The organism is Paenibacillus sp. J31R120 (genome assembly GCF_056269225.1).
Map to the genome: position 1 here is coordinate 1,131,279 of NZ_JBWDNN010000002.1, position 16,194 is coordinate 1,147,472.

The following is a 16,194-nucleotide window of genomic DNA, read 5'->3' on the forward strand; positions in this document are numbered from 1 at the left end:
CGTGGAAATGGACATTACGCAGGATTTCATAGATGAAGGGTTTAGAAGCTACGTCCTGGACAATTTCTCGGGAGGTCGAGGTCGCATTGACCGTGGAGATGTAGAGGATATCTTGTCGCTCCAGATTCAGAATCACAAGTTCTCCAGTTTACGAGGGATCGAGCATTTTGTGTCGCTGGAGCAATTGGATTGTTCATATAATCTGCTGAGGGAACTTGATCTAAGCCATAATGGATTGCTGAAGGAACTCAATTGCAACAACAATGAAATTCATGAATTGGATCTCACCAATCTTCCAGAGCTGGAAGTGCTGGATTGCGGCTTTAACCGAATTCGTGAATTGAATGTCAGCGATAATCCCAAGCTTACGAAGCTGCATTGCTACTGGAACATCCTGTCGGAGCTGAAGCTAGACCGGAACGAACAGTTGAAGGAGCTTAATTGCGGCTATAATTCTTTGTTCGCGCTGGATCTGGATCAGAACAAAGGGCTTGCCCGACTCGATTGCGGAAATAATTATTTGAGCACATTGAATATAGGGAATTGCCAGGTTCTGAGGGAGTTACGATGCAACCACAATCATCTCGCACAATTAGATGTTGCGCTGCTTATCGCATTAGAGAGTCTTAGATGCTTCAACAATCATATTGCGAGCCTGGACATCAGCCAGAATACCCAGTTAATAGAGCTGTATTGCTCAGAAAATAAATTATCGATGCTGGATACGAGTGATAACGCTAAGCTTGTGAAAGTGGATTCCTCTAATAATTTGATGATCGAACCGGACTATTCGATAGAGGAAGTGGGGATGTTTATCTACAACAACTCCTTCTCCTCTTATTCTGCCACATTGGTATACAGGGACAACGAGCTTGCCGCCTCTGTCGATGCTTCAACCCACGCTGATATGGAGCAGCTGTCGCAGATGATTAGGGAGGCATGGGAGCGCAAGGACGAACTGATCGAGCAAGCATTGGAACTGATTGCCCGAACGCATCCGGACGAGGATGTGAATGAGCTGGTGCTGTCGGCACTCGAATTTGATAGGGACGGAGCCTTTCGGTTAGGTTACGATGCGGGAGAGACGCCAGCTGGTCAGCTTTATATATACGCGCTTTTTTCAGCGGCGTTGGAATTAGACAGTACTCTTGTGTATGAGACGTATTAGTTATTTCGGTGACATGATAAGGTAAACGGATGAACCTCTCTTAACAAGGGAGGTTTTTTATGCGAGTAAATAAGCTATTGAGATGGCTAAAGGAGGAGAATATTAACAAAGCTATATTCCTTGCACGCTTTAGTCATGACTGAGGTAGATAAGCTGACGAGGCAACTGGAGAAATTTAATGAGAACAAGGACAATAGCGAATGGCTGCATTATATTCAGAGATTGTATGCGCCAATCTGGCCCATCATTTTGTTAGCTATAATGATTATGTTCATCTTTATGGTCTTCAGCCTTGTACAAATGGGATCAACTCTATGGCTTAAGTTGAATTTGGTGTTATTGGGCGTTACGATATTTATTGCTGCAACGATTGCTGTAAGTATAGTGTCCTTTATGGTAAAACGAGAGTTAGGCAAGCAAGGAGCGATACGCTGGTCTGCCATTGCACTTATTGTTTTTTCACCTGTACTTATATTTGTTATTAATCGGATAGATGCTTCGATCTACGTATTCTTTGCCCAAGTGTTAGGGCTGGCCTACATCTCATACAGCAAAAGACCACGCGATGTCATAATGCCTTAATTTAATGATTGAAACAACACCAATATTCTATTACTAAAGAAAGTAAGCCCCCTGATTATAGGAGGCTTACTTCTATATTTATGTAGAATTAGTGATGTCGTCTTACAAAGAAACGGTTCCGCTCTCTCCTACCTCAAGGCTATTCTCCGGGCGATTCAATGCTTTTGTAAAATCAATGACGAATTTATTCAAATCAAACATGGTACTTGTGAATGTAATTGACTGTTGTGCGCCGCTCTTATCATAATAGTGAACGACAAACAGAGGAGACTTAATTTTTGAGGCACCACCGGAAACATTCTGGGTGCTGTACTTAATGACTCTATCGTAAGGTACATCGAACGATAGCTTCTTGGAGTCGATAACCAATTTATCTTGGCAAGCAAGCAAATTGGATAGTGTTCCAAGTGCAATGGGAAGTCCCTCAACATGCTGAAGTGCTACGGAGACCTTTACTCCGAGTTCTTCGCTGCGTTTTTTTGCCTTTTTCCTCGTATTGACTAGTGAAACAATAAGGAAAATAATAGCTGCCAAAATAATAATAGCTATCAACATTTGTAATCCTCCTCAATATTTTTCTATATAGTACCATAGAACCAAGTAAGTGCCTAGATGGTTGAAATAGAATATTTGATATTTTCGAACAAAAAATGACAACATTCGTCAGAATCAAATTGGTTAACCTCATTTGTTCGAATTTGACTCCGCCAACCCAAATAAGATAACATGAAGCTAATTCCCATTAAGGAGAGAGTTTATGAATCAGGTCGTTCTTAACTAATCAAATTCCATATTAGAGGTATTCGGCAGGCTATAGACCATGCGCTCAGTTGAGGGTGGTTTGTTTCTTGATGGCCAATCGGATGCTTCGGAATTAGTTAAGAACAACGGATTAATCTAACCTTAGGGGACGCCTATACCATTGCGCCTTTATCCGTACTGTGTTCAGTGCGGATTTTTTGCGTCTATGGCGAGTTATTAGGCATCTGCAAGATAGGGCAGGGATGACGTATGTTCATCTCTGCCCTTTTTGCGTTTCACACAAAAAAATTAGGAGTGATGACATGTCAGTGTTAATTGTGCGGATAAGACCGAAGCGGAGAACAACCATCTTTATATACGAGTCAGGAGGATGAAGTGATTGAAGAACTACGTGGAACAAGTGAACGAGCAGATGACATTGCAAGAAGGGATGCAGGTTATTGAACAGTTGCTGCTTGAATCCTATTTGCAGCCCGGTATATCGACCAAGGAGCTGGCGAGAAGGACGCTGCTTCCCGTCCCGGTTGCTGCCGCCGTTAAGCGGGAGCTGATCAAAGCGGGAGCGCTGATTCAGGAGCGGGGCGTTCGATGTACGTCTGAGGGTGCTGCTTGGATCGAGGAAGAGTGGGGATACCGCGGTCTCGACCGCTCATTCCATCAAGCTTTGTTTCAATCCAACGAATGGGATGAGGATCTGAACGTTATTCTGAACAAGCTGAAGACCCTGTTCCCGCTGCGTCCGTCCGTTGATGTGCGCATTGATCAGTCCAAGTGTACGCCGGAGACCAGTCTGCGCCGGGCCATTCTTTGTCTCCAGCAGCATGCGCTGATCGGCAAGCGGATACTATGCGTGGGGGATGATGATCTGGTGAGTGTGTCGATCGGTTTGCTGCTTAAGAAGCTGTTTCCGTACGGCGGGCATACGGCGACGCGAATAGATGTGATGGACATCGATGAGCGATTTATCCGATATATTGAAGATATAGCGAAGGAATATGATTTGCCCATTCGCTGTCATCGCATCGATTTCAGGGAGCCGCTTCCGCTCACGCTATGCGGTCAATACGACGGATTCTTTACTGATCCTCCCTATACATTGCAGGGCATGAGCTTGTTCGTATCGCGCGGTATTCAAGCGATGAAGCGATTGAAGGGGCTGCCGATCTTCCTGTCTTTTGCGCATAAATCACCTGCTTTCATGCTGGCGATGCAGCGGGAATTTGTCCGGATGGGACTGACGGTAAGCGCGAGCTTTCCTCACTTCAACGAATATGAAGCTGCTGAGATGATTGCGAATCGCAGCCAAATGTTCATACTTCGCACGACAGACCAGACGGAGCCGGAGCATAGCGGGGCTTTCACCGATGCCTTATATACTGGTGAAGTCAGGCAGACACTGCGCACCTATCGATGCAAGCAATGCTCGCGGCATATCTTCGTAGGCATCAAAGGAGAGATCGCGACGATTGAGCAGTTGAAGAATGAGGGCTGCCCTTCTTGTGCGAACGATACGTTTAATATGGTGGAGAAGAGGGCGGTTTCCGGCTCGGGCGATCCCGGCTAGTGTCCGGCGATGATGCTAGATTCTATAAAAATGTTCCAGAATATATGCCTAACCATGAATGAACATCGCAAGACGGGCTATCCTGATAGTATTGGCAGGTAATCCGGTATGAAGGTAGGGTGTGAAATATGATTGGTATTCACTCGGCACACCGCAGGCTTGCGGAATTAACCATGAAGGCGAAGTCGATAGGGGGAAATTATGATCGGCTTTCAGCTGTGGAGAAGCAGGAATTAGCCCATTGTCTAACGGTCAATCTGGAGCTGGTACGGAAGCTCGATTCCTTGAAATCACTGGCATTCGTAGCGTATGAGCAAGGCGATATGGTATGGCATAACGAAATATGCGAGAAGCTTGACGAGATGGAAGCGGGCTTGCTCTAACGGACTCCAATCCAGTAGTCTCAAAGCATTCCATTCCTCATAAAATTTGCTATGATAGAGAAGTTGGGGGAAGCTCTGACATCGATATCATAATGATGAATGATGGGGTGTGCGGAATGTCGTTGTTTAATCGAATGATGGCAAGTTTAGGGATCGGTTCTGCAAAGCTGGATACGCTTCTGGAGAAGACGGCTTATTATCCTGGAGAAGAAATCCGGGGAGTTGTTCGAATTCAGGGAGGCGCAGTGGTACAACGGATCGAAGGCATCGACTTGACCATTATGACCACGTATTTAAAAGAAGTAAACGACAGCAAGATTCCGCAAAACGTTCAGCTCGGAACGGTGCGTGTGACGCCGCCGATTGATGTGCAGCCGAACGCGGCGCTTGAGCTGCCGTTTTCATTTTATCTGGCCCCGAATACGCCGCTTACGATCGGCAGATCGTCGGTGTGGATCAAGACCACGGCGGATATCCGCTCGTCGGTAGATCCGACGGACAATGACCGGATTGAGGTCGTGCCTACTCCCGCTATGCGTGCGGTCATGCAGGCGATTGAGCTGCTCGGATTCCGTATGCGTGAAGCGGAGACACTGTATGCCCCTCGGCTTGGCGGCCCACATTCGCCGTTCGTTCAAGAGTTCGAATGGGTGCCTTATTCCGGCGCTTATCGGGGTAGGTTGGATGAGCTGGAAGTCGTATTCCTGCGCAATCAGCCGTCAGAGCTGGAGCTGCTGCTTCAGATCGACCGGAGAGCGACAAGCTTGTTCGGCATGTTCGCAGAAGCTATGGACAGGGATGAAAGCTTCGTGCGGGTAACCGTTACGAATGCTGATGCTCAGCGCGGTCCGCAGTATGTCGCATCGCTGCTGGATCAAGTCATTTCCAGATACTCACACTAACGCAGCACACGACAGGTACCTTTCGTCGGACTGTATGGCATGCTTACTCAGCTTGCTATGCGGTCCGTTTTTTCTTTATGATAATGTTGGCAAGCATATCGACTACCTTGTCCAGAAAGGTGTTGCAGATGTTCATCACAATTATCTTATTTGTATTGGCTGCTGGCATCATTGGGGCCAGCTTTTATTTCTATAACGTAGCCATCGCGCGTGCCGACAAAAGCTTCTTGAACGGCAATCCTGATCTCGAAGTCGGGGCAAGCACTGAGAATCCTTACGAACGCAACGATCAATGGTGGGAAGCTCAACCGTTCGAAGACTGGAGCATGGACTCGGAGGATGGCCTGCGCTTGCATGCCTATTATTTGGAGGCGAATCAGCCCTCAGACATAACGGTCATTATCGCTCACGGCTATTCGGGTCATGCGGCTTTGATGACCAATTTTGCGCAAATGTACAGCGAGAAGCTGGGCTACAATGTATTGTTGCCGGATGCCAGAGGGCATGGGCGCAGCGGTGGCCGGTATATCGGCTTTGGCTGGCCGGAGCGCAGGGATTATGTGGGCTGGATCAGGAAGGTTATCGAGAAGAACGGCGGGCAATCGCAGATCATTTTGCATGGCGTGTCCATGGGAGGGGCGACGGTCATGATGACAAGCGGCGAGTCTTTGCCTCCCCAGGTGAAAGCGATTATTGAGGATTGCGGGTATACATCAGCGAAGGAGCAGCTCGCCTATCAGCTAAAAAGAATGTACAAGCTCCCGTCCTTCCCGCTGCTTCAGACGACGAGTCTGGTGACCAAATGGAGAGCAGGCTACAGCTTCAGCGAAGCGTCTGCGCTCATGCAAGTGAAGAAGTCGAAGACCCCCATTCTGTTCATCCACGGAGATACGGACCTGTTCGTACCGACAGCTATGGTGAATGAGCTGTACGAACAAGGCCCGGAGCAGAAGGAGCTGCTTATTATTCCGGGAGCAGGTCATGGGCTGGCGAGACATACCGATCCAGAAACCTATGACCGCACGGTAATTGGTTTTATACAGAAGCATATTCATTAAAGCGAGACCGTGCTGCCTTTAAGAAGAGATAGGCCGGGATTTAGGCGCAAGGGAGCGAATGGCTGTACGAACTGTATTTCTGCCGCTCCGCTTGGCTTCATACAACGCTTCATCCGCTTCTCTGAGCATCGCCTCCAGGACGTATTGGCCGTGACCCGCCGATGTGACGCCGAAGCTGGCCGTAACGGTCAGTGGCCCATGTACAGAGGCTAGCGGCGCAGCCGGCAACGCTTCTCGCAGTTGATTTGCCAGCTGTGCCGCTGCTTCACCTTTATACCCCGGCACGGCCACTACAAATTCTTCTCCGCCGTACCGGCCGAATAAGGCATCCCCGGGCAGCAGGCTGCGGCATGCCGTAACCGCATGGATCAGGACGGCATCACCGGTATCGTGTCCGTACGTATCGTTGAATTGCTTGAAATGATCGATATCGAACAAGATCAGCGACATGGGCTGTTGCCCAGAATAGGCCGTTTCCAGCATTGTTCTTGCGCGCCGAATGAACTGAGCACGATTATAGATACCCGTTAGTCCGTCATAATAAGCTTGTTGCTTGAGCTGCTCTTGCAGCCGGTATCGTTCAGTGGCGTCGATTAGCATCAGCAGGCTGCCGACGCTATCGCCCCGTTTCCCTTTGATCACGGATGAGCGAACCTCGTAGTCTGAGCTGGCATGCTGGAGCTGCCATTTCACATGCCCCTGGATGCCGCCGCCTTCCCGTGCAACCGGGAATTTGTTCCCGCACATTTTCTCCCACAGTGCATCTAGGGTATCCCCGATCATCGAGGCTTTCAATTGAGGCAGCATCCGCTGCGCCGCACCGTTGTAATCGATCAGCTTTTCCGACAGGTCAAGCACAAGAACGCCTTCCGCCATGCTTTCGAACAAGCTTTCCTTTGCAATGGGGGTGATACGGAGCATATGGGTGGACATCATCGCCCAGATATACATGGTGGAGGTGATGCAAAGCACGAACGGAACAGGGTCCATCCCATTCGGCGTGACGCCCATCAAATACAAGAAAGAAGCTATCATCGGCACGAATTGTCCGCTGATTAGCGTGAAGAGCTGAAGGCGATAAGCCCGGTTTGTTTTCCTCCATTGCCGGATTAGCAGCAGTCCGCCTGCAAGCAAGCAGCCGAAGGTGTAGGCGCCTTGAACGATATACCATTCGCCAATTACAACATCGGCCATCGGAGTTGGCGTATTTTCGCGAAGGTAGATGAGCTTGTAGAAGAGATGGTGACGGTCATTGGTTGGAATCATGAATAGCGTGACAGCAGGTATGACGAACAAGGAATAGGTCAGAAGACGGGGCAGCACCGCACCGATATAACGGAATACGAGCAGCAGCCCAAGAACGGGGGCAAAGCCGATGCCGATATATTCGAACATGATCCAGCGCTTGATCTCCTCAAGCGTATCGCTGGCAAGCTCGAAGGCAAAGGCGAAAATATAAACCGCTTGCAAAGCAGTCAGCAGAATCAGATAATGGGAGCCCGGGATGTCCTTTCTTTTATACACCGAATATAGGCATAGAAAGATGCTGAGCACTCCGGATATGGCGACGAGCGTAATATAAACGGTAATAGAAGATTCTATCATGATCGGACTCCATGTCTTTGGTAGGATCGCCGCCTAGTGATTGTCGAACCGAGTTGCAATTTGTCGGCTTCTCTATCGTATCATATGCTATGTACAGGCTGTCAAAGCTTGCAGGAAATAACACGAATAACGTAGGAGAAGTTGACATCTTTTTTCCGGTTATGGTATATAAAAAGGTAGAATTAGCACTCTGACATTAGGAGTGCTAACAAACAGATTGAAAGGAGCAAGTTATCTATGGCTAAAAAGCAATTCAAAGCGGAATCCAAACGCTTGTTGGAAATGATGATCAATTCGATTTATACGCAAAAGGAAATTTTCATGCGGGAGTTGATCTCCAACGCCAGCGATGCGATCGACAAAATATATTACAAGGCGTTGTCCGATGACAGCCTCGTATTCAACAAGGAAGATTACTACATCAAGGTCGCGGTCGATTCGTCGAACCGCACCCTGACGCTTACCGACACAGGCATCGGCATGACGCAGGCCGATCTGGAGAACAATCTGGGCGTTATCGCCAAGAGCGGATCTCTGGCATTCAAGCAGGAGAACGAAGCGAAGGAAGGCCATAACATTATTGGCCAGTTCGGAGTCGGGTTTTATTCCGCGTTCATGGTCGCCGACGAGGTGATCGTTACGTCCAAGGCGCTTGGCAGCGAGGAAGCGTACCGCTGGACGTCGAAGGGAGCAGACGGCTATACCATCGTCCCAGCAGAGAAGGATAGCGTCGGCACCGAAATCGTACTGAAGATCAAGGAGAATACGGAAGATGAGCAGTATGACGAGTATCTTGAGCCTTATCGCCTGCGCGCGATTATCAAGAAATACTCTGACTTTATCCGTTATCCAATTAAGATGGACATTACGAACCAGCGTCCGAAGGAAGGCAGCGAGGACGAGCTGGAGGAAGTGATTGAGGAGCAGACGCTGAACAGCATGGTGCCAATCTGGCGCCGCAACAAAAACGAGCTGACAGAGGAAGACTACTCCGCTTTCTACAACGAGAAGCGTTACGGCTTCGACAAGCCGCTAAAGCATATTCATATTAGCGCGGACGGAGCGGTTGTCTACAACGCAATCCTCTACATTCCGGAGAACACGCCTTTTGATTATTACACGAAGGAATATGCGAAGGGTCTGGAGCTGTACTCCAACGGCGTGCTCATTATGGACAAGTGTGCGGACCTGCTGCCGGATTACTTCAGCTTTGTGAAAGGGATGGTCGATTCCGAGGATCTCTCGCTGAACATCTCCAGAGAGCTGCTCCAGCATGACCGACAGCTTAAGCTGATTGCGAAGAACATCAAAAACAAAATTAAAGGTATGCTCCAAAGCATGCTGAAGGATGAGCGCGACAACTACGAGAAGTTCTACCAGGCGTTCGGCCGCCAATTGAAGTTCGGCGTGTACAACGATTATGGTATGAACAAAGGCGATCTGCAGGACCTGCTGCTCTTCACCTCCTCGAAGGAGAAGAAGCTGGTTAGCCTGGACGAATACATCTCTCGCATGCCGGAAGATCAGAAGTACATTTATTATGCAGCAGGGGATTCCATTGATCGGATTGAGAAACTTCCGCAAATCGAGCTTGTACTGGATAAAGGCTATGAAATTCTGTATTTCACGGACGATATCGACGAGTTCGCAATTAAGATCATTGCGAATTATAAGGAGAAGGAATTCAAGTCGGTATCCAGCGGCGACTTAGGTATCGATTCGGAGTCGGAGGAAGACAAATCCGAAGCGGAACAGAACGATAACAAAGAGCTGTTCGAAGGCATGCTGGCGCAGCTTGGCGGTAAGGTTGTCTCCGTCAAGGCATCGAAGCGTCTGAAGAGCCATCCGGTATGCTTGTCCTCCGAAGGCGAGCTGTCTATCGAGATGGAGAAGATCCTGAAGGCAATGCCGGACAGCGGCAACATGAAGGCCGACAAAGTGCTGGAGATCAATGTGAACCACGAAGTGTTCCAATCCCTGAAAAATGCATACGGAACGGACACGGAGAAGTTCAATCTGTACACTCAGCTGCTGTATAACCAGGCCCTGCTGATCGAAGGACTGCCGATTCAGGATCCGGTTGAATTTACGAACGATATTTGCAAAGTGATGGTATAAAAACAACCTGCAGTAACAGAGTGCTACTAAAAATCAAGGTTGACGCGCTCTATGTTTGTTAGTTATGGTAAAGATAAGTAAATTGAATAGTTTGCACACCGCTTGCTTTTAAACGTGTTACCGAAAGGGCATCAGTGATGAAACGGGGTTTCATTTCTGATGCCCTTTTTGTTCTGACCGAAATATGCGGCTTCAGCCAGACAGCTCAGTCCTAGCATCCGTCATTCGCGAATAGGAGGGAATTGCTTGTCTATGAAAAAACAACTGCCTATCCACCTCAAGCCTGATATCGTCAGCTACTCCTCGCATGCCAAAATATTGTCCATCCTTGCTACCGATAATTGCTTCAAAGGCTGGTTTCACAGCAATTACATCCATATGTGCTGTCCGAAGGATTTCAAGTCTGGCAATGGCATCCACCTCGATTTTTATATGGGTCCGGCCAAAGATTTTACGTTTTATCCGATCCATCCTTGGCTCTTCTCGCAGGTGATCAAGAAAGATCTGATTAATGGCATGACGAACAACATAACGGAGTTTATCATTCAATGCATTGATTTGGGATACTACGTCGACATTCATCTGGACCAATACTACTTGCCGAAAGATGATGAATACGGCGCCGAACCGGTACACTTTTACCACGACACCTTGATTTTCGGTTATGACAGGGAGCAAAGAACATTTGATATTCTTGGCTATACTCCTTTCTTCAGGGCAGAGACCGTATCATTCGAACAATTGGATCAGGCGTACCGGAATTGTCCTGTTGAGCGCTGGTACTCCGTGTTCTACTTGTATTCCTACAAGCCGATGCCGGATGCAAGAAGAAGCCGTGAGGGGCTGGATGTGCCCTTGATCAGAGATTCGCTGGAGAGCTACCTGGGCAGCCGGAATATCAGCAGGCAGTTCGCAATGGTAGAGTTCGAGCACAGGGACCTCGTCTATGGCATGGAAACTTACTCGTATTTGAGAAAGAACTATGGAACCGGGGAGTATTGGGGTGATATCCGGCCGATGTACGCGCTCTGGGAGCATAAGAAATGCATGCTTCAGCGAATGGAGGTGTTGCATGAGAGAGGGTATTTGAGCGGCCAAGGCTATGAATGGTGCAAAAAAGAATACGAGGACATCAAGCACCTCTCCGAGCTGCTTAAGCAAGCCCAATTGAAATCGCTTATGCTGGAGGACTTCACACTCATCGAGAAGAAGTTCGACCCGCTGATGGCTGAGATTGAGGAGCGGGAGGGCCATGCAATGGAACGGCTGCTCCAGGAATTGAACGAGTATTCGGTCAGCAGTCTGGCAACTTAAGGATTGATTCCGATAATTGGCAATTGTATACTAAATTATACAAGATAATAATCTGCGTGTTACTCCGTCAGGAGGCATTAGCAAAGTAAACATTATTGGAATGTTTGCTTTGCTATTTTTTTATCCTCAACACGCTCCTCCCCATGAGCTGACAGACGAATATTCAAGAACAGGAAGCGAGGACTTGAATTCGATGCTGGAATGGAAACGATACCCTTTGTCGCATGCGCAGAAGAGAGTATGGTACACCGAGAAGCTCCACCCTGGCACGCCGATCTGCACGGTGCCCGCCATTATCAAATTGAAATGGAACGATTGCGACATTGATTATTCGCGAATGGAAGAGACGTACCGGCTGCTGATGGAGCAAACGCCGAGCTTGCGCATTCGTATTGCGGAGCACGGAGAGGACGAGCCGGAGCAGTATGCGGTTCCGTTCAATGGTTCGACACTGGCTGTGCTGGATGGAGCACAGCTTGATATGGAGGCCTGGATGCAAGAGCAATCGCGCAAGCGTCTATATGCCGAGCATGCCGACCTGTACGCATTCACACTCATTAAGCTGAGCGAGCGGGAATGCATCGTCTTTATGCTCTTGCATCACTTGCTATGCGACGGTTACACCCTTGACTTGTTGGCCAGGCGCTGGATTGAGATTTATCTGGCATTAACCGAAGGGAGAGCAATATCGGACGGCGGAGCTTCCTACAGCGAGTTTCTGGAAGCGGAAGCCCAGTATGAGCAATCGGACACGTTTCAGCAGGATCGACAGTTTTGGCTGGAGGAATGCGCGGACCTTCCGCAAGTTCCGCATTATTGGCCATCCTCCGGTGCAACGGCAGGCACACGATTCACCAGACTGCTGTCGAGCGAGAGAAGCAACGAGATATTGGCGTTTTGCAGCAACCATAAGATTACCCCCTATACCATGTTTATCTCACTCCTATTTCTATTGCAGTCCAAATTATGGAGAACAAATGACCTCGTAATCGGAACGCCATATGCCAATCGCACGCGCGATGAAGACAAATCGGTTATTGGCATGCTCGTAGGCACCATTCCGTTTCGTATGCGCTTAGACCGCCATATGCCGATTCTTTCATTCATGCAGCAGGTCGACGAGAAAAAGAAAACCATCGCGAAGCATCAAAGGTATCCGTTTAATCTTCTCTATCAGGAAGTCAGAGGGGTAACCGCTAATCCTGATCCGATGTTTCGGGTGTCCATGGAATACCGCGCCAGCAGTGTCTATCAAACGGATAGCATTAAGTACGAGCTGACGCATATTTTCCCAGACGAAGAAGAGAATGACCTGCTTGTTCGGGTAAATCATCATCGGGACAAAAATCGGTTATGCATGGATGTGGATTATAAAACCGGACTATTCACCGAGAGTGACATCGAACGCCTGCACGATCAGCTCTTGTATCTGGTGGACCAGACCTTCAATAACCCGAATCAGCCCCTAGAAGCCATGAGCATAGGTCTGCCTCAAGACGAGGCGAAGATCGCGGAATTTCATCATATCTCCCAACCGGGCATCCAATCGGCAACGCTCCACGGGCTGTTCGAGAAGCAAGCGGCATTGACGCCGGAATACGAAGCGGTTATCTGTGGCAACGAGCGATGGACATTCAGGGAATTAAACGAAACGGCGAATCGATTGGCCAGGACGCTGCGGAAACATTATGCCATGACTCCCGACCGGAGCGCGGCAGTGCTGATGAACCGGTCTCCCCTCATGATCGCCGCTTTGCTGGCTGTCATGAAAGCGGGGGGCTGCTACGTACCAATTGATCCTGAATATCCGGACGAGCATATCCGTTTTATATTGAGGGAATGTGAGCCGCAAGTGCTCATCACGGACAAAGCGAATATCGGTTCCATAACAGACGAATACCCGTCCTGCCTTAATGTGGAGGAGCCTTACACGTATGATCGTGACGCCTCGGAACTGCCACAGTGGGCCACTCCCGGGCATTTGGCATATATCATCTATACCTCGGGCTCTACCGGACAGCCCAAAGGGGTCATGATCGAGCATGGCTCGATCTGCAACGCTTTGACATGGCGAGTGGAAGAATACAAGTTGTCTTCCGAAGCCAGAGCGCTTCAATTGTTTTCATATGCCTTTGACGGTTTTGTCGCCAGCTTATGGACACCGCTTCTGTCGGGCGCAGCTGCAGTTATATTGCAGCAGGATGCTGCCAAGGATGTACTGTCCATACGCGAATCGATACGAGCGGATACTATCACGCACCTCATCACGACTCCCTCCTTATACCTTACTTTGCTAGAAGACTGCTCGCCAGAAGATATGGCAACCTTGCAGGTTATTACCTTGGCAGGTGAGAAGACTACGGCCGCCCTTATCGCCAAAAGCCAGCAAATAAATTCTATGATCGAGCTGACCAATGAATATGGTCCAACAGAGAATAGTGTTGTTACTACGTGTTACCGACAGTTGAAGTCCGGCGGCATGCTGCCGATTGGCAAGCCGATTACTGGCTCCATTGTACGCATTATTGATCAGGATTGCCGCTTGCTTCCGGTCGGCGCCGTTGGCGAGATCGCTCTGGAGGGTCCGGGGCTGGCACGAGGCTATCAGGCCCGCCCTGACCTGACGGAGGAGAAGTTTATTCCCTCGCCGTTTCGCCCCGGAGAGAGAATGTACAGGACAGGGGACCTGGCCAGATGGCTGTCTGATGGCAACCTCGAATATATCGGAAGAGAAGACGATCAAGTGAAAGTGAGAGGTTACCGCATCGAGCTGCAGGCGATCCAGAGCAAGCTGCTGGACATGACAGAGATTCGGGATGCGATTGTGACAGCGCCCGAAACAGGCGGTCAGCGTCAGATATGCGCCTATGTGAGATTGGCAGAACCGCTTGATGAGCAAGACATCAGAAGTCGCCTTGCGAAGGTGCTTCCCGGTTATATGCTGCCGTCATTCATCATGATCATGGAGCAGTTCCCGCTGTCCCCTAACGGAAAGGTCGCTCAGAAGCAGCTGCCCGTGCCATCCAAGGACAACCGGGAGAGCGGCCATATGTACCGGGAGCCGGTAACGGAGGTGGAGAAGCAGCTTGCTCGAATCTGGAGCGAAGTGCTGGGGATTGAGGGAATCGGTACGGATCATCACTTCTTTGAGTGGGGCGGGGATTCCATCAAGGGAATGCAGATCGCGTCTCGCTTGTACAGAACCGGCTACAAATTGGAGATGAAGGATCTGCTCCAATACCCGACGATTGCAGCCGCAGCCCCTTACGCCAAGCCGATGGACGCATGGGCCGATCAAGAGCCCGTTGTCGGGGAGGTTGCATTGTCGCCGATTCAGAGATGGTTTTTTGAGAAGCCATTTCGCGACCGTCATCATTGGAACCAGTCCTTTATGTTCCATAGCAAGGAAGCTCTGCAGCCGGAGCTTGTAGGAAGGGTCTTGAGGAAGCTAGCCGAACATCATGATTCGTTAAGAATGGTCTATCCGGACAGTGGCGATCCTATTAGGCGGCAAATTAGCCGAAGTCCCGATAGTGAAGCGATTGAGCTTGCAATTATGAATCTGAGGGGAAGGCAGAACATTCCGGCGTTAATTGAGCAAGAAGCAGGCAACCTGCAAGGATCATTGGATATTGCCAAAGGACCGCTTGCCCGCGCCGCGATCTTCCAGACAGACGATGGGGACCATCTGCTGCTGGTGGTTCACCATCTGCTCATTGACGGGGTATCATGGCGCATTCTTATGGAGGATTTCTTCGAGGGATATGAGCATGCTCTTCAGCAAAGGACCATAGAGCTGCCAGCCAAGACGCTATCGTTCAGTCAATGGACATCCTGGCTGCAGCAATATGCCGATAGCAGCGAGCTTCATATGCAACTGCCTTATTGGGAGGAATTAAGCAGCATCTGCAAGGAAGAAAAGCCGCTCGTTCAGCCGCTGGCAGACGATTTGCAGCAGGATGCAAGCACAATTGCAGTGCGTCTGTCGGAAGAAGAGACCAGTCTGCTGCTGCGGAGGGCGAATCAGGCATACCGGACAGAAGCTGTAGAGCTGATGCTGTCAGCGCTTGGTCTGGCGCTGAGAGAATGGAAGGGAATTCAGGAGCGCATCGTTCTGATGGAGGGACATGGAAGGGAGCATATAGGCCGCCATGCGGATGTGTCGCGAACGGTAGGCTGGTTTACCTCCATCTATCCGATTAGGCTTGAAGCCCACGCGAAGGATGAAGTATCGCGCCAAATTCGGGCAACCAAGGAGATGCTGCGCAGCGTGCCTAACAAAGGCATCGGGTACAGCGCATTATGTTATTTGGCAAAGGATGCTGCTATGAAGAGCGCGCTGACGGTTCAACCGGCGATCGGCTTTAACTATTTGGGACAATTCGATCAGGAGTTCAGCAATGGAATATTGGGGCCTTCTCCGTATGGAGCGGGTGCTGCAATAGGGGGCGGCAACAGGCGCACTGAGCCTGTTGAAGTGATCGGGATGGTCGCGGATGAGAAGCTGACCTTCCATATTGGCTACAATCGCAAGCTGCATGATGCGGAAGAGATGGAGAGATTGGCGGAGAGCTTCGAAAGGATGCTGAGGCATGTTCTGAATCATTGTCTGAGCTTGAAGGAAGCCGTGCATACGCCAAGCGATTTTTCGGCGGAAGGCTTGTCCACAAGCGACATGGAGCATGTATTTCTTATGCTGGAGCAAGGCGGAATCTGGAAATAGGATGTGATGTGAAAC

The 16,194-nt window shown here is 49.4% G+C and carries 11 protein-coding genes; 9 read left to right on the forward strand and 2 right to left on the reverse strand.

Features of this window, described 5'->3' with window-relative positions:
- The first annotated feature begins 7 nt into the window (after positions 1-7).
- Positions 8-1,168 carry a leucine-rich repeat domain-containing protein gene (locus tag AC0YNW_RS11470; RefSeq protein ID WP_475832056.1) on the forward strand — a complete coding sequence of 387 codons (1,161 nt, stop codon included), beginning with the start codon at positions 8-10 and terminating at the stop codon, positions 1,166-1,168.
- Positions 1,169-1,303: 135 nt separating this feature from the next.
- Positions 1,304-1,750 carry a hypothetical protein gene (locus tag AC0YNW_RS11475; RefSeq protein WP_475832057.1) on the forward strand — a complete coding sequence of 149 codons (447 nt, stop codon included), beginning with the start codon at positions 1,304-1,306 and terminating at the stop codon, positions 1,748-1,750.
- A 102-nt stretch (positions 1,751-1,852) separates the two neighbouring features.
- Here AC0YNW_RS11475 and AC0YNW_RS11480 read toward each other — a convergent pair whose 3' ends face one another.
- A complete protein-coding gene (locus tag AC0YNW_RS11480; RefSeq protein WP_475832058.1) occupies positions 1,853-2,305 on the reverse strand; it encodes a hypothetical protein in 453 nt (150 codons plus the stop codon).
- A gap of 586 nt (positions 2,306-2,891) precedes the next feature.
- Between AC0YNW_RS11480 and AC0YNW_RS11485 the strand changes: the two genes are divergently transcribed.
- The 4 genes from AC0YNW_RS11485 to AC0YNW_RS11500 all read left to right on the forward strand — a co-directional run bounded on the left by AC0YNW_RS11485 (position 2,892) and on the right by AC0YNW_RS11500 (position 6,419).
- Positions 2,892-4,076 carry a bis-aminopropyl spermidine synthase family protein gene (locus tag AC0YNW_RS11485; RefSeq protein ID WP_475832059.1) on the forward strand — a complete coding sequence of 395 codons (1,185 nt, stop codon included), beginning with the start codon at positions 2,892-2,894 and terminating at the stop codon, positions 4,074-4,076.
- Between the two features lie 128 nt (positions 4,077-4,204).
- Positions 4,205-4,459 carry a DUF7667 family protein gene (locus AC0YNW_RS11490; protein ID WP_387469352.1) on the forward strand — a complete coding sequence of 85 codons (255 nt, stop codon included), beginning with the start codon at positions 4,205-4,207 and terminating at the stop codon, positions 4,457-4,459.
- 116 nt (positions 4,460-4,575) lie between these two features.
- Positions 4,576-5,361: a sporulation protein gene (locus tag AC0YNW_RS11495; RefSeq protein WP_475832060.1), complete on the forward strand. Its 786-nt coding sequence runs from the start codon at positions 4,576-4,578 to the stop codon at positions 5,359-5,361.
- Positions 5,362-5,489: 128 nt separating this feature from the next.
- The gene (locus AC0YNW_RS11500; protein WP_475832061.1) at positions 5,490-6,419 is read left to right on the forward strand and encodes an alpha/beta hydrolase; all 930 of its coding nucleotides are present in this window, start codon (positions 5,490-5,492) and stop codon (positions 6,417-6,419) included.
- 18 nt (positions 6,420-6,437) lie between these two features.
- Here the strand turns inward: AC0YNW_RS11500 and AC0YNW_RS11505 are convergent, their stop codons facing one another.
- Positions 6,438-8,024 (reverse strand): histidine kinase N-terminal 7TM domain-containing diguanylate cyclase, encoded by a 1,587-nt coding sequence (locus AC0YNW_RS11505; protein WP_475832062.1) that lies wholly within the window; start codon positions 8,022-8,024, stop codon positions 6,438-6,440.
- Positions 8,025-8,261: 237 nt separating this feature from the next.
- Here AC0YNW_RS11505 and htpG point away from each other — a divergent pair, with 237 nt between their 5' ends.
- The 3 genes from htpG to AC0YNW_RS11520 all read left to right on the forward strand — a co-directional run bounded on the left by htpG (position 8,262) and on the right by AC0YNW_RS11520 (position 16,179).
- Positions 8,262-10,142, forward strand: coding sequence for a molecular chaperone HtpG (gene htpG, locus AC0YNW_RS11510; RefSeq protein ID WP_475832063.1), 1,881 nt, complete (start codon positions 8,262-8,264; stop codon positions 10,140-10,142).
- A gap of 246 nt (positions 10,143-10,388) precedes the next feature.
- Complete coding sequence (locus tag AC0YNW_RS11515; RefSeq protein WP_475832064.1) at positions 10,389-11,456, forward strand: hypothetical protein; 1,068 nt, start codon at positions 10,389-10,391, stop codon at positions 11,454-11,456.
- Between the two features lie 193 nt (positions 11,457-11,649).
- Complete coding sequence (locus AC0YNW_RS11520) at positions 11,650-16,179, forward strand: amino acid adenylation domain-containing protein (protein ID WP_475832214.1); 4,530 nt, start codon at positions 11,650-11,652, stop codon at positions 16,177-16,179.
- Positions 16,180-16,194: the final 15 nt, after the last annotated feature.